This is a genomic window from Rhodoligotrophos sp. CJ14, from assembly GCF_038811545.1.
Lineage (GTDB): Bacteria > Pseudomonadota > Alphaproteobacteria > Rhizobiales > Im1 > Rhodoligotrophos > Rhodoligotrophos ferricapiens.
Window position 1 is genome coordinate 667,637 of record NZ_CP133319.1, and the last position, 13,454, is coordinate 681,090.

Annotated in this window: 11 protein-coding genes; 5 read left to right on the forward strand and 6 right to left on the reverse strand. The window is 60.7% G+C overall.

Annotated elements, in window-relative coordinates; genetic code table 11:
- Positions 1 to 39: 39 nt before the first annotated feature.
- Together RCF49_RS03020 and RCF49_RS03025 are read right to left on the reverse strand one after the other, a co-directional pair.
- On the reverse strand, positions 40 to 1,194 hold the full coding sequence (locus RCF49_RS03020; RefSeq protein ID WP_432807386.1) for a PQQ-dependent sugar dehydrogenase: 1,155 nt from the start codon (positions 1,192 to 1,194) through the stop codon (positions 40 to 42).
- Between the two features lie 106 nt (positions 1,195 to 1,300).
- Entirely contained in the window at positions 1,301 to 2,566 is a 1,266-nt protein-coding gene (locus RCF49_RS03025) for a class I SAM-dependent RNA methyltransferase (protein WP_342642573.1), read from the reverse strand.
- A gap of 51 nt (positions 2,567 to 2,617) precedes the next feature.
- Here RCF49_RS03025 and RCF49_RS03030 point away from each other — a divergent pair, with 51 nt between their 5' ends.
- Positions 2,618 to 3,397 carry an NAD(P)-binding domain-containing protein gene (locus RCF49_RS03030; protein WP_342642574.1) on the forward strand — a complete coding sequence of 260 codons (780 nt, stop codon included), beginning with the start codon at positions 2,618 to 2,620 and terminating at the stop codon, positions 3,395 to 3,397.
- A 372-nt stretch (positions 3,398 to 3,769) separates the two neighbouring features.
- On the opposite strand, the gene recA is transcribed toward RCF49_RS03030, so the two are convergent.
- Positions 3,770 to 4,807: a recombinase RecA gene (gene recA / locus RCF49_RS03035; protein ID WP_432807364.1), complete on the reverse strand. Its 1,038-nt coding sequence runs from the start codon at positions 4,805 to 4,807 to the stop codon at positions 3,770 to 3,772.
- A 640-nt stretch (positions 4,808 to 5,447) separates the two neighbouring features.
- Here recA and RCF49_RS03040 point away from each other — a divergent pair.
- The gene (locus tag RCF49_RS03040) at positions 5,448 to 6,872 is read left to right on the forward strand and encodes an alpha,alpha-trehalose-phosphate synthase (UDP-forming) (RefSeq protein ID WP_342642576.1); all 1,425 of its coding nucleotides are present in this window, start codon (positions 5,448 to 5,450) and stop codon (positions 6,870 to 6,872) included.
- 106 nt (positions 6,873 to 6,978) lie between these two features.
- Here the strand turns inward: RCF49_RS03040 and otsB are convergent, their stop codons facing one another.
- Positions 6,979 to 7,749, reverse strand: a complete 771-nt coding sequence (otsB, locus tag RCF49_RS03045) for a trehalose-phosphatase (RefSeq protein ID WP_342642577.1) — start codon at positions 7,747 to 7,749, stop codon at positions 6,979 to 6,981.
- A 79-nt stretch (positions 7,750 to 7,828) separates the two neighbouring features.
- On the opposite strand from otsB, the gene RCF49_RS03050 reads away from it, so the two are divergent.
- From RCF49_RS03050 to RCF49_RS03060, 3 genes are all read left to right on the forward strand, one after another.
- Positions 7,829 to 9,457 carry an aldehyde dehydrogenase gene (locus RCF49_RS03050; RefSeq protein ID WP_342642578.1) on the forward strand — a complete coding sequence of 543 codons (1,629 nt, stop codon included), beginning with the start codon at positions 7,829 to 7,831 and terminating at the stop codon, positions 9,455 to 9,457.
- Positions 9,458 to 9,700: 243 nt separating this feature from the next.
- Positions 9,701 to 10,324: a TetR/AcrR family transcriptional regulator gene (locus RCF49_RS03055; RefSeq protein ID WP_342642579.1), complete on the forward strand. Its 624-nt coding sequence runs from the start codon at positions 9,701 to 9,703 to the stop codon at positions 10,322 to 10,324.
- The gene (locus RCF49_RS03060) at positions 10,324 to 10,803 is read left to right on the forward strand and encodes a VOC family protein (protein WP_342642580.1); all 480 of its coding nucleotides are present in this window, start codon (positions 10,324 to 10,326) and stop codon (positions 10,801 to 10,803) included. Before RCF49_RS03055 ends, RCF49_RS03060 begins: the two co-directional genes overlap by 1 nt.
- Before the next feature lie 68 nt (positions 10,804 to 10,871).
- Here RCF49_RS03060 and xth read toward each other — a convergent pair whose 3' ends face one another.
- A complete protein-coding gene (gene xth, locus RCF49_RS03065) occupies positions 10,872 to 11,675 on the reverse strand; it encodes an exodeoxyribonuclease III (RefSeq protein ID WP_342642581.1) in 804 nt (267 codons plus the stop codon).
- Positions 11,676 to 12,553: 878 nt separating this feature from the next.
- The gene (locus tag RCF49_RS03070) at positions 12,554 to 13,252 is read right to left on the reverse strand and encodes an alpha/beta fold hydrolase (protein WP_342644109.1); all 699 of its coding nucleotides are present in this window, start codon (positions 13,250 to 13,252) and stop codon (positions 12,554 to 12,556) included.
- Between the last annotated feature and the right edge of the window lie 202 nt (positions 13,253 to 13,454).

The following is a 13,454-nucleotide window of genomic DNA, read 5'->3' on the forward strand; positions in this document are numbered from 1 at the left end:
GTCCAGATTGGAACGAGGTAACCGGGTTATATCCGCTTGTCAGCCCTTTGGCGAGATCCTGAGGATCAGCCCCTCATCCTCGTCCGTGAGCAGATAAATATGACCATCCGGCCCCTGGCGCACATCCCGGATCCGCCGTCCCAGGTCCTCGAGCAGATCATCCTGCCCTGTCACCGTCTCGCCCTGGAGGGTCAGCCGAACCAGCTCGCGGCTCTTGAGCGCGCCCACGAACAGGCTGCCCTTCCAGTTCGGGAACGCATCACCCGTATAGAACAGCATGCCCGAGGGTGCGATCGATGGGTCCCAATAGTGCAAGGGCTGCTCCATCCCGCGCTTCGAGGTCCCCTCGCCGATTTTCGAGCCGTCATAGTGGCGGCCATAGGAGATCACAGGCCAGCCATAATTCTTGCCGGCTTCCGGCTTGTTGATCTCGTCTCCGCCCCGCGCGCCATGCTCGATGATCCACAGCGTGCCATCATCCGGCCTGATCTGGGCCGACTGCGTATTGCGGTGTCCATAGGACCAGATCTCGGGCCGCGCACGCTCTCGCCCCACGAAGGGATTATCCCGCGGCACCGAGCCGTCTGGATTGATGCGGACGACCTTCCCGAGATGGCTCGACAGATCCTGCGCCTCCTTCATGAAGGAGAAGCGCTCGCCCAACGTGATGAACAAGGTGCCATCCGGGGCAAACGCCAGGCGTGAGCCGAAATGCTTGGTGCTGTTCTTCTTCGGCAATTGCCGGAAGATCACCGTCGTGTCGACCAGCCCGTCACCATCAAGCCGGCCCCGCGCCACGGCCGTGCCATTGCCACCCTCGCCGCGCTCCGCATAGGAGAGATAGACGAGCCGATTCTCTGCAAAAGTCGGGTCGAGCGCCACATCGAGCAGCCCGCCCTGATCACGCGCGTCAACCTTGGGGACACCGCTCAATGGCCGGGAAAGGCGACCATCGCGGGAGACGATCCGCAGCCGTCCGGGCCGCTCCGTCACCAATGCGCGGCCATCATCGAGAAAGACCATGCCCCAGGGATGCTCGAGCCCTTCGGCGAAGACGGTCACCTCTGCACCATCAAGGCGCGCCACGACCTCGCCCGGCTCTGCCTTGGCCTCACAGAGCATGACCCCGGCGAAGACGGCCGATATAGCGATCGCTGCCGCCGCAGATTTGAACCAATGCATCGCATCTCGCATCATGTGATCGGCTCCCTGTGGCGCATTTGATCCATAAAATGCGCGGGCCTCGCAGGAATCCACCCGCTGCGAGATCACATTCCTGTCATGGCGATCATCTCATGCCTCAGCCCCTTCTCTCGAACGAGGCAATGGTCTCCACATGGCCCGACCACTTGAACTGATCAACCGGAACCACCCGTGTGAGCACATATCCGCCTTCGATGAGAATGGCGGCATCGCGGGCGAAGGTTGCAGGGTCGCACGAAACGGCAACGATCGTGGGAACGCTTGCGGCGGCGAGCAGGCGAGCCTGGGCCTCCGCGCCCGCCCGCGGCGGGTCGAAGACCAGCGCATCGAAGCGCGCAAGCTCATCCGCGAGAAGCGGCCGCTTGAAGAGATCACGGCACTCGGTCGTAATCTGCTTGAGGCCCTGCGCCTGACGCGCCGCTTTGGTCAAACTTTCGATACCCGGCCCGTCCGCGTCCACGGCGTGCACCTTAGCCCGCGTTGCAAGCCTGAGAGTGAAGGGACCGACCCCGCAGAAAAGATCACCGATCGCTGCGGCATCTCCCACCATCTCCGCAACGCAATTGCTGATGATCGCCTCGCCTTGAGCCGTGGCCTGCAGAAAGCCGCCCGGCGGTATCTTCACCAGCGCAGGCCCCATCGCGATCACCGGCGCCCGCCGCTCCGCGACCAGCTCACGCCCAAAGGTGATGCGCGCAAGATCGAAGCGCTCGGCCAGCTGCGCCAGATCCATACGATGATCCAGACTGAGATCCTTAAGCCCCCTCACATGGCAATCAAGTCCTCGATCCGTTGCCGTCAGCTGAACATCGAGCGTGCGCGCGACACCCGCAAAAACTTGGCCGATCGCCCGTCCGATCTCGGCGGCGTCCGCGAGCGCCGGGACCAGGATCGGGCATTGATCGAGATCGATCAGCCGATGGCTGCGCGGCTCCATGAAGCCCGCCTGCGCCCTGCCTTTGTGATAGCGGATATGCAGCATGACCCGCCGCCGTCCGTCACCCCCCGCGTCAACCAGCGGCTCGACTTCGGCGGCAATCTTCCGGTTGCGCAGCGCCTGCTCGACGAGCCCGCGTTTCCATCGGGAATATGCCTCATAGGACCAGTGCTGAACCGCGCAGCCACCGCAACGCCCATGATGTGTACAAAATGGCTCGATCCGCTCCAGGCTCGGCTCGATGATCGAGACGAGCCGGCCACGCTCGCCCTCCCTTTCGATGAGGACGCTCTCCCCCGGCAAGGTGAAGGGCACAAAAAGCGGGCCGCCATCGCCGGAGGCAATGCCCTCTCCACGCCGGCCCATGCTCTTGATCTCCACGGTCCGGCGTGCGGCTGGCTGGTTTTTCTCGACAGGTTCGATCATCAGCCGCTTATATGCCCTGGCGCGTGAGGAAATACAGGGGGTGCGTTCCATATGACACCGGCCACATTGGGGATCATCGGGGTCGGTGTCTTCGCCGCCTATATGGTGAAGGCGCTGCGCCGCAGCGGGATGACCGGCAGAATTCTTCTCTCTCCGCGCAATGCCGCAACCGCCGCCGAGCTTGCCCGCGATTTCGACTGCACCATCGCGCCCGATAACGCCGCCGTCATCGCCAACGCCGATATGATGCTTATCGCGGTCCGCCCCAAGGATGTGGAGGCGGCACTCGCAGGCCTGACCTTTCGCCCCGAGCAGACCGTGATGTCCGCCGTGGCCGGCGTCTCCCTTGCCAAGCTCAACGCGCTGATGCCGGGCACGGAAACCATCGTCCGCATCATGCCGGCGGCCTTTGTGGAGACGGGCCTCGGCCTCTTCCCGATCTATCCCGCCAATGCGGCCGTCGAGCAGCTCTTCGCGCCCGCCGGCACCGTCGTCAGTTTCGATACGGAGGAGCAGTTCGGCACCGCCTTGCTCGGTGCCTGCCTCTCCGGCTGGACCTACCGGTTCTGCGATGAGCTGGTCGACGCCTTCATGGCCTATGGCATCAGCGAGGAGCAGGCGCGCCTTCTCGTGCTCGGCAATCTGCGCGGCACGATCAACTATGCCATGGAGATCCCCGGCCGCAGCCTCAAGGAATTCTCCGATCTGATTGCAACGGAGGGCACCTATACCAAGGCAGGCCTCGAGACGCTGATGGAAGCAGACCCCATGGCAGGCTGGCGCGCCGCTCTCGAGACCGTCCAGTGCCTGCGCCGCAAGAATGAGAGCTAGCTGTGAGCTTTCAATCTGGCTGTGAGCTTTCAATATATTGCCCATCCGGTCCTGACCGAAGAAGCTGGAGATATCGAAGCTTCAGCGTTTTGTTGGAGGACCAGGACACCCATCAGCAGACTAGGTCTAACCGAGGACAACCTGTTGAGGTTCCACAGCTAGTCTAGCTGCCTCAATCATCGTCGAGCTCCACTTCGTTGCCCGAGGCCCGATGGCAAAGGCGAGCACGCGACGTCTCCCCCCTCCATCATCGGGCTTTGACCCGGTGATCCAGTGCTTAGAGACACCTGGCGCGATCACTCTGGATGTCCGACTCAAGCCGGGCATCACGATCCCCCCAAGATGCACCAAGGGGCTGAATGACCCCGAGGATCATTCAGCTTCGGCTGCGGCTTCGTCTATGTCACCGCGCAGCAGGGAACTCGCCACGAGCCCCGCATTGCTGCGGATCGCATGCTCGATCTGATTGGCAATATCGGGATTGGCTCTGAGGAAATTCTTGGCATTCTCTCGCCCCTGGCCGATCCGCTCGGAATTATAGGAGAACCAGGAGCCTGATTTTTCGACGATGCCCGCAGTCACCCCGAGATCCAGCAACTCGCCTGTCTTGGAGATGCCTTCCCCATACATGATGTCAAACTCGACCTGCTTGAAGGGCGGCGCCATTTTGTTCTTCACCACCTTCACCCGGGTCTGATTGCCCACCACGTTGTCACGATCCTTGATGGCCCCGATCCGGCGGATATCAAGGCGGACAGAGGCATAGAACTTTAAGGCATTGCCGCCCGTTGTCGTCTCAGGATTTCCGAACATGACACCGATCTTCATCCGGATCTGATTGATGAAGATGACCATGCAATTCGACTTGGAGATCGATCCGGTGAGCTTGCGCAAGGCCTGGCTCATCAACCGGGCCTGGAGCCCCGGCAGGCTCTCACCCATCTCGCCGTCAAGCTCCGCCTTCGGGGTGAGCGCCGCGACGGAGTCGATCACCAGAACCTCGATCGCACCGGAACGCACCAGAGTATCTGCGATCTCGAGCGCTTGCTCCCCGGTGTCGGGTTGCGAAATCAGCAATTCATCGAGATTGACGCCTAGCTTGCGCGCATAGACCGGGTCGAGCGCGTGCTCTGCATCGACGAAGGCACAAATTCCGCCGCGCTTTTGCGCTTCTGCAACCGTATGGAGAGCAAGGGTGGTTTTGCCCGACGATTCCGGACCGAAGATCTCGACCACCCGCCCCCGCGGGAGCCCTCCGATTCCCAGCGCGATATCGAGGCCGAGCGAGCCGGTGGAGACGACCTCCGTCTCGACCGCTTTGTCGCCTTGGCCGAGCTTCATGACGGAGCCCTTGCCGAAATGCCGCTCGATTTGCCCGAGCGCTGCTTCGAGCGCCTTCTGTTTGTCCATCGACCCGCTCTCGATCACGCGTAATTCTGGTTTCGACAATGAATGCCCCTTATTCCACATGCGTCTCTACTGCGCAACGCGTCGATGGCGTCGGACAATTGTTCTTATTTTGTATCTATTTTGTTCCAAACGCAAGCACCATTGCTGGAACGGCGGCGATTTCTTGAGGCCTTGTCGGGTCGGATGCTGTGCTTGAGGGGCGCTGCGAACACAATCAGCCGCCAGTGGGGAGAGAGAGAGAGCGCAGCACCCGACCCTCTTTGGCTCTACGGGGAGGTAGGGCCAAAGAACCTGCTCATTGAACGACCTGAGCTGGCTGGCCCTGCCGGTTATTCGAGCCAGTCGGCAACCAATCACGCCGCCGATCGTTACATCGAACAGAGTTACTCGAATGAGGGTGCCATGGCAACCGCTACGTGCATATTTGTTCATATGCACGTGAATTTTCTCGGTTCTTCGGACGCTGCGCTGAGAGCATTCCGAGGCTCCCCTTGCGATCTCGCAAGTCATCCTTTACGCTGCTCTGCACAAGAGCTGCTGATTGGCGAACATTTTAAGGAGTAGGGAACCTGTAGCCGGCAAAAGGCGTTGAAGCGTCAACTGTCCCGTAACTAGGCTAAGAACGAATGGAATTTAACAGATGCCTCGTCTTATCGTCGTTTCCAACCGGGTTGCACACTTTGGTCAGGATGAGGCAAATACAGGGGGACTGGCGACCGCGCTGAAATCTGCACTGGAGGACCAGGGAGGCATCTGGTTCGGTTGGAGCGGCGAGGTGGTGGACGGCGAGCCGTCACCGCCGAAAAGGGAGCAATATGGCGCCGTCACGCGGGCGACGGTGGATCTGGAGCGGGACGCCTTTCACAAATTCTATACAGGTTTCTCCAATGGCGCCTTGTGGCCCCTCCTCCACTACCGCGCCGATCTCATGGATTTTCATCACGCCGAACACGAGGCCTATCAGCAGGTCAATGAGCGTTTCGCCGCCGCATTGATGCGGCTGCTGCGCCCAGATGACGTAATCTGGGTGCACGACTACCATCTGTTTCCGCTGGGCAGCTATCTCCGCGCCATGGGCGCGCACCACCGAATCGGCTTTTTCCTCCATACTCCCTTCCCGCCCTGGCAGGTGATGTCAGCGCTTCCCGTTCATGCCAGGATTGCTGAGGCGCTGGCCGCCTACGATATCGTCGGCACACAGACCGATGATGACGCCCAATGCATGCGGGAATTCCTGAGGCGCACGCTCCATCTCACGGTCGTGGGTGAGGAGTGCCGATCCGCGCGGGGCCGCATGCGCATCTCGGCTTTTCCCATCAGCATCGATGGCGACCGCATCGCCGCGGATGCCGCGCGCACCGTTGGCTCATTGGCGTCACAAAATCTGCTCAAAAGCCTGGATGGCCGCGCCTTGGTGATCAGCGTCGACCGTCTCGACTATACCAAGGGCATTCCGCAGCGCATTGCCGCGATCGAGTATTTCCTCAAGCGCTTCCCCGAGCGGCTGAATGATGTGAGCTTCCTTCAGATCGCGCCGCCCTCGCGCGATCAGGTGCCGGCCTATCGCCGGCTCCGAAAAGCCGTGGAGGAAGCCATCGGCCGCCTCAATGGCCAATATGCCGGCTTTGACAGCGTGCCAATCACCTATTTGCGCAAATCATTCGCGCAATCGACCCTGTTCGGATTTTATCGCGCCGCCAATGTCGGCCTGGTGACACCGCTGCGTGACGGCATGAATCTGGTCGCGAAGGAATATGTCGCCTGCCAGGATCCGCGCAATCCGGGCGTGCTCGTCCTCTCCTCCATGGCCGGCGCCGCGAAGGAGCTGGATGCAGCCCTGCTGGTCAATCCGCATGACCCGATCGCAGCCTCGGCCGCCATTCGCCAGGCGCTCGACATGCCCTTAGGGGAACGGATTGAACGGCACCAGGCCTTGATGCAGCGGCTGAAGGAGAATGATCTCGAGACCTGGCGGGACAATTTCCTGCGCAGCCTGATCAACCGCCCTCAGGAAATTCCGATCCCGCACCTGAAGCCGTCCGGCGTGATTGCCGTGGCCCCGTAGACGGAGCAGCGATGGCCGGGGATATGCCCGGCCGGTTTGCTGCGTCAGGCGGATCTCCTGGTGAGATTGGCCTGTCCCGGTTGGTCTATGGACCTCGCCAATGGCTTCAGATAAGGCTTTCGAGCCAGCGGCGGAACGAGGGGACGTCCGGCAGACGCTCATCGGCGAGCGTGCGCTGCGGGCCGCCAACACGGATCGCGGTGCCGCCAAAGCTGCGGGCGAGTGCAAAAGCATCCTCGTCAGTGACATCATCACCCGCCACCACGGGACGACGCCCCGCGAAGGGCCCTTCCCTGAGGAATTCGGAGATGGCTGTCCCCTTGCTCGCACCGCGTGGCTTGACCTCCACCACCATTTTTCCCGGTTGCAGGCCAAGCGCATGGTGATGCGGCATCACCGCTGCCTTGACCACCTCCAGCACCTCGAGGCCGAGATGTGGTGCCAGGCGGTAATGCATGGCGAGCGCCTTGCCCTTGTCTTCCAGGAGAAGCCCTGGATGCTGCGCAGCAAAGCAGCGCAACCCCTCTCGCACCGCAGCGATCGCATCGAGAGCGATCGGCACTTGATGGATCTCCCCGTTGAAGCTGCGTCGCTCCAATCCGTGCAATCCTGCCGCCGGCAGACGGCACGGCGACAAGAGATTGTCGATACTCTCAATGGTGCGGCCGCTCACCACGGCCACGGCGCCCTCAAATCTTTGGACAAGCCGTGCAAGCACAGAGGAAAGCGCCGGATCGTTCTTCACATCCTCCGGACGTGGCGCAAGCTCGAACAAGGTGCCGTCGAGATCAAGGAACAGCGCCCAACCCGCAACGTCGCGCGCCAGGATGAGGCGTTCCGTTTCAGACCGAGTAGAGTTTATCGATTGGAGTTTCATTGCGCCCTGAACCCGCGGCAGCCCCTTCCGGTTCCGCGGCCGATGATGCCCTGCTCCATCCTAGTTCAGGCTCATCTGAATGAAACCCCATTTGCGTGGAATTTGGCTCGATTTCGGCGACTGGACAGGCGCTGGGCCCTTCGCCAAGATAGTCTCACAATCCCGGCAGAACCGGATGGGAGGCGAGAACATCATGCTCATGGAAGACATCAAGAAGCTCGATCGCAACGGCTGGGTCGAACAAGCGCGCAAGATCAGCTTTGAAGGTCGCAACTTCATCAATGGCGAATTCGTGCCGGCGAAAAGCGGCAAGACCTTTGAGAAGATCAATCCGGCCAGCGGCGAGGTGATGGCGACAGTCTCGCGCAGCGACGGCGAAGACGTTAATGCAGCGGTGGCCGCCGCTCGCAAGGCGTTCAAGAGCGGAGTATGGTCGCGCATGGCTCCGCGTGATCGGATGAATGTGCTCTACCGCTATGCCAAACTGATCAATGAACACGCCATGGAATTTGCCCTGCTCGACACGCTCGACATGGGCAAGCCGATCATGGACATGATCAATTCCGACGTGCCGGGCTCTGCCCTGACCTTCCAATATTTCGCAGAGACCATCGACAAGATAGACGGCCAGGTGACCAACACGGCCGCAAGCGAATTCCAATATATCTTGCGCCAGCCGCTCGGTGTCGTGGCCTGCATCACGCCCTGGAACTATCCCTTGATGATGGCGGCCTGGAAGGTTGCGCCGGCACTCGCCGCGGGCAATACCGTGGTCCTAAAGCCCGCCGAGCAATCACCCCACAGCGCCTCGCTCATGGCGAAACTGTTCATCGAAGCGGGCGGCCCGGCCGGCGTGTTCAATGTGGTGCAGGGCCTCGGTCATGAGGCAGGCAAGGCGCTTGCCCTGCATATGGATGTGGACAAGATCGCCTTCACCGGCTCCGTCGAGGTCGGCAAGCTCGTGCTGGTCTATGCCGGCCAGTCGAACATGAAGCGGGTCACCACCGAATGCGGTGGCAAGACCCCGCAGATCATCATGGCGGATGCGCCGGATCTCGATCGTGCGGTGAGTTACGCGGTCAACGGCATCTACGGCAACCAGGGCGAGGTCTGCAATGCGGGCTCACGGCTGCTGGTGGACCAGAAGCTCCATGACGAGTTCATCCAGCGCTTCATCGAAAAGAGCAAGACCGCGTTCCTGCCCGGCGATCCGCTCGATCCTGCGACCACAATGGGACCTCTCGTCACGCGCGAGCAGCAGCAGCGGGTGCTCGGCTATATCGAGAAGGGCAAGCAGGAAGGTGCAAAGCTCGAATTTGGCGGCGCCGTGCCCGAGAAGCTCGAGCAAGGCGCTTACGTTGCTCCCACACTCTTCACGGGCGTCAAGAACGAGATGACGATCGCCCGCGAGGAGATCTTCGGCCCTGTGGCCGCGGTGATGCCCTTCCGCACCCTCGAAGAGGCGATAGAGATTGCCAATGACAGCATCTATGGGCTTGCCGCCAGCATCTGGACCAAGGACATCTCGACCGCCCATAAGGCGGCGCGCGACATCGATGCAGGCGTTGTCTGGGTCAATTGCTTCGACCATGGCGATATGACCCAGCCCTGGGGTGGCTTCAAGCAATCCGGCAATGGCCGCGACAAGTGCTTCGAGACCATGTTGCACCACACCCAGACAAAATCGGTCTGGGTCCATCTGGGCTGACGCAACGCGGGGCCGGCCCAGCGCCGGCCTTCCAGACCTCCTGAGGTGGTGATGATCTTCACCTGGTTGCCCAGGAAAAGCTCGTAAGTGGGCTTCTCCTGGGAATTTTCCGTCCAGCGCCCGGATTGGTAGCCCAGATCACTCTCTTTCCGTTCAGCTTGCAGTTCCAGCCCCAGATCGGCTTTCACTTGCATACATACCGACCAGTTGGTATGGTCAAGACCAACCAGTCGGTATGGACCTATGAGCCCATTATCCCTCCCCGATTCGAAGGCGAAGCTTCTCGATGCCGCGATGGGCGTCATCCGGCGCAAGGGCTATCACGCCACGCGTGTTGAGGATATTTGCCAAGAGGCAGGGGTCAGCAAAGGCAGCTTCTTTCACCATTTCCGCAGCAAGGAGGAGGCTGCGCTGGCCGCAGCGCAGCGGTTCGCAGAGCGTGCGGAAGAGCTGTTCGGTCATGCCGCGCATCGAGCTGCCGCCGACCCGCTCGACCGCCTGATCGGCTATGTGGATTTCCGCCGGAGTTTGATGCAGGGCGATCTTGCAGCCTTCACCTGCCTTCTCGGCACCATGGCGCAGGAAACCTACAGTGCTCAGCCGCAGATCGCAGAGGCCTGCGGCCGGCATATCGACGAGCATGCCGCAACGCTGATGCCCGATATCGCGGCGGCAAAGGCTGCCCACGCACCGGATGCGCCGTGGAAAAGCAGAAGCCTTGCCCTCTTCATTCAAGCAGTCATTCAAGGCGCCTTCGTGCTTGCCAAGGCCAAGCAAGATCCGGCGGTTGCCGCGGACTGCCTCGATCACCTGCGGCGCTATCTCACGATGAGTTTCAATGAGCCGGCAGAAAAGGAGAACGCCTGATGATTACCCAGAAGATCACCCCGCATCTCTGGTTCGACGACAATGCCGAGGACGCGGTCGCGTTCTACGTTTCGCTCTTCGATAATTCCCGCATCATCAACGTCACGCGCTACGGCGATACAGGACCGGGCCCCAAGGGCAAAGTGATGGCGATCGGCTTTGAGCTTGCGGGCCAGCCGTTTGCCGCGATCAATGGCGGACCGCATTTTCAGTTCACCGGCGCCGTTTCGTTCTTCATTCACTGCGAGAGCCAAGCCGAGATCGATCATTTCTGGGACAGGCTCATGCCGGGCGGCCAGCCGCACCAATGCGGGTGGATCACCGATCGGTTCGGGCTCACCTGGCAGGTCAATTACACCGATCTTCCGCGCATGCTCCAGGATCCTGATCCTGAGCGCGCAACCCGCGTCATGCAGACCATGATGCAGATGGAGAAGATCGATATCGCCAAGCTCAACGCCGCCTATGAGGGCCGCTAAGCTCAGCCATTCGCCCGGGTCCGCCCTGCCGGGGCTGAGGTCGGTTCCGGCAATCGAGACGGAGGGGCTCAGCGATCGCTGCCCATTGTGGCCGGCACATGATCGGGCAGCACCACCCAGACCGGCGCATGATCACTCGCATGCGGCCAGCCCCGAACCTCGCGATCCACATCTGCGGCGAGAAGACGGCGGGCGAGATCTGGACTGAGCAACAGGTGGTCCAGGCGAAGTCCGGCATCACGCTGCCACGCGTTGCGGAAATAATCCCAGAAAGTGTAGATCCGCTCATCTCCATGGAACATGCGCAAGGCATCGCTCCAGCCTTGCTGAACCAGCCTCTCAAAGGCTGTGCGCACTTCGGGGCGGAATAGCGCATCCTTTGCCCAGCGCTCCGGCTTGTAGACGTCGTGCTCGGTGGGGATCACGTTGAAGTCGCCTGCGAGAACGACCGGCGCGCCCGCAGCGATCAATGCCCCGGCATGGACGATCAGCCGTTCGAGCCAGCGCAGCTTGTAATCGAATTTCGGGCCGGGCGCGGGATTGCCGTTCGGCGCATAGACGCAGCCGATCAGAATGCCGGCCACCGCCGCTTCGATATAGCGGCTATGGCGGTCATCGGGATCACCAGGCAGACCGCGGCGGGTGAGCACCGGCTCACGGCCGCGGGCGAGGATCGCAACGCCGTTCCAGTTCTTTTGCCCGTGCCAGACGGCGCCATAGCCCGCCTCCTCCAATGCGCGGGCGGGAAAGCGCTCATCGGCAGCCTTGAGCTCCTGCAGGCAGACGACATCGGGCGCCGCCTCCTCGAGCCACCGCAGCAGCACCGACAGGCGTCCATTGATCCCGTTGACGTTGAAGGTCGCAACTTTCATGGCCGATCGCGTGGGCTGGTGCAGGGAGGCTTTCCCATGGGGTTGACGAGCATGCTCAGCTGCACCCTCGAGGGCTCCATAACGCGCGCCCGGCCTATCGGAAAAGGCTCGAAGACCACCCGTTTCACGAGACCGCCCTCGATCGATCCCAACCGCAATCTCTAGGGTCCTATCCGTGGAGAATATGCAACAACCTGCATCACTCTTCAAAATAACTCATCCTGACGAAGAAGTCGTTATTGCCTCAACCAGGCCTAGTGGTAGCTAATTCTAGATCGGCTCGATCACATGGGCCGTAGCGAAGGTGAGTCAGCCGATCAAACCATTGGATGTGACTAGTGAATAATGTAATTTTTTCGAATCAGCCTTCAGGCATTTTTAAAAATATCGAATGGTTTTTCTGAACAATCCGACCAGAACCGAAGGAATTAGGGACGATTCCATGGATGTAGCATTGAACTCTAATGAACGAGTTCCGGAAGTTACCTCCGACGAGGCGTATACCCTTACAGTGAACGCAAGGGCGCTTGTACGCCTTGCCGCGCTTGCTGCGAGCCACTTCCGGGACTATGCGCAGGCGGACCCTAGTCGGTTAGATGACATCGCGCGGACATTGGAAGAGGTCGAAAAGATGCTCGACCAACTCTACCGGTATCACGAGTGAGATAGTCCTCGCGAGCGCCACCCACGGGGCAGACACGAAAGTCGGGCGAAGGCTTCACCATCGCCCGCGCGTCTCGGGAGCCCAATCCGCCGACGATCTGGGCGAACGGCGGTGCGCCCTCTTCCGCGTGACAGTCGTGTAAGATCGGTCCTGCACCGCGCAAGTCTTCCGGCCCGCCGTCATTCATCGGGTAAGGGTCGTTCCTGGAACTGGGTCAGTCGGAGGTCAAATCCGGCGTTGCGTCTGACCCATCAAGGAATCGAAGGACTGTTGAGGTGAATGGAACGCTGGGATCATAAATTGGCACGTGGTCACCGCCAGGAACGATCCATAACGCGGCATCCGGTATAGAACGATAGAGACTTACCGGAATTTCAACGGGAAAAAAGCGGTCGCGATCACCGTGCACGACGAGCGTACGCGCTCTAATGATTGCTAGATCTCGTGGAGTGAAATTTACATCGTCATAGTCTTCGCTCAACGCGTTGAACTGTTTGATGAGTTGACGAATCTGTTCATCGCCGCGTTTTGCACATTCCCGATACATCTCTTGCACGGCTTGGGGCATGGTGCGAAACGACGCCGCGCGCATTATGGCCCTGGCCTGATCCGGGAAATGCGTGGTCGCACTGATCAATACCATCGAGCCTATGCGCTCAGGTTGGCTCCGCGCCATGTGCAGGAGCGTCATCCCCCCAGAACTCATCCCCATAGCCGAAAACTGGCCAATCCCCAGCTTTTCAAGCAGAAGGAACACATCGCTCGCCGCTTCTCGATGTGTGAACTTGTTCTCGGGATTGGTGGAGTAACCATGGCCACGCAAATCCACGAGGATCAATCGACGGCGCTCTGCGAGCCCAGCGGTAAAAGGATACCAGTTCTGTGAAGAGCCGCCGAAGCCGTGCAAGAGCACCAAGGGCTTTCCAGCTCCGTACTCCTCGTAATGCATCTCAATGGTGTTGAGTCGAATTCTCTGCCCGCGAGTGGTCCTTCGCTCGGGAGCGTATGCCGTCGTCACGTGCGTGCCTCTCGCATTAGGCGAACTGCTGCGCGGCTCAGCATGAGCGCCAACAATCACATCGCCAGCGCCTCGAGAACCCCTTCAATAGGTGCCG

Excerpts from the sequence above, each read along its gene's own strand:
- RCF49_RS03020 (WP_432807386.1), bottom strand. The coding sequence starts at position 1,194 with ATGCGAGATGCGATGCATTGGTTCAAATCTGCGGCGGCAGCGATCGCT.
- RCF49_RS03025 (WP_342642573.1), bottom strand. The coding sequence starts at position 2,566 with ATGATCGAACCTGTCGAGAAAAACCAGCCAGCCGCACGCCGGACCGTG.
- RCF49_RS03030 (WP_342642574.1), top strand. The coding sequence starts at position 2,618 with ATGACACCGGCCACATTGGGGATCATCGGGGTCGGTGTCTTCGCCGCC.
- recA (WP_432807364.1), bottom strand. The coding sequence starts at position 4,807 with ATGGACAAACAGAAGGCGCTCGAAGCAGCGCTCGGGCAAATCGAGCGG.
- RCF49_RS03040 (WP_342642576.1), top strand. The coding sequence starts at position 5,448 with ATGCCTCGTCTTATCGTCGTTTCCAACCGGGTTGCACACTTTGGTCAG.
- otsB (WP_342642577.1), bottom strand. The coding sequence starts at position 7,749 with ATGAAACTCCAATCGATAAACTCTACTCGGTCTGAAACGGAACGCCTC.
- RCF49_RS03050 (WP_342642578.1), top strand. The coding sequence starts at position 7,829 with ATGAAACCCCATTTGCGTGGAATTTGGCTCGATTTCGGCGACTGGACA.
- RCF49_RS03055 (WP_342642579.1), top strand. The coding sequence starts at position 9,701 with ATGAGCCCATTATCCCTCCCCGATTCGAAGGCGAAGCTTCTCGATGCC.
- RCF49_RS03060 (WP_342642580.1), top strand. The coding sequence starts at position 10,324 with ATGATTACCCAGAAGATCACCCCGCATCTCTGGTTCGACGACAATGCC.
- xth (WP_342642581.1), bottom strand. The coding sequence starts at position 11,675 with ATGAAAGTTGCGACCTTCAACGTCAACGGGATCAATGGACGCCTGTCG.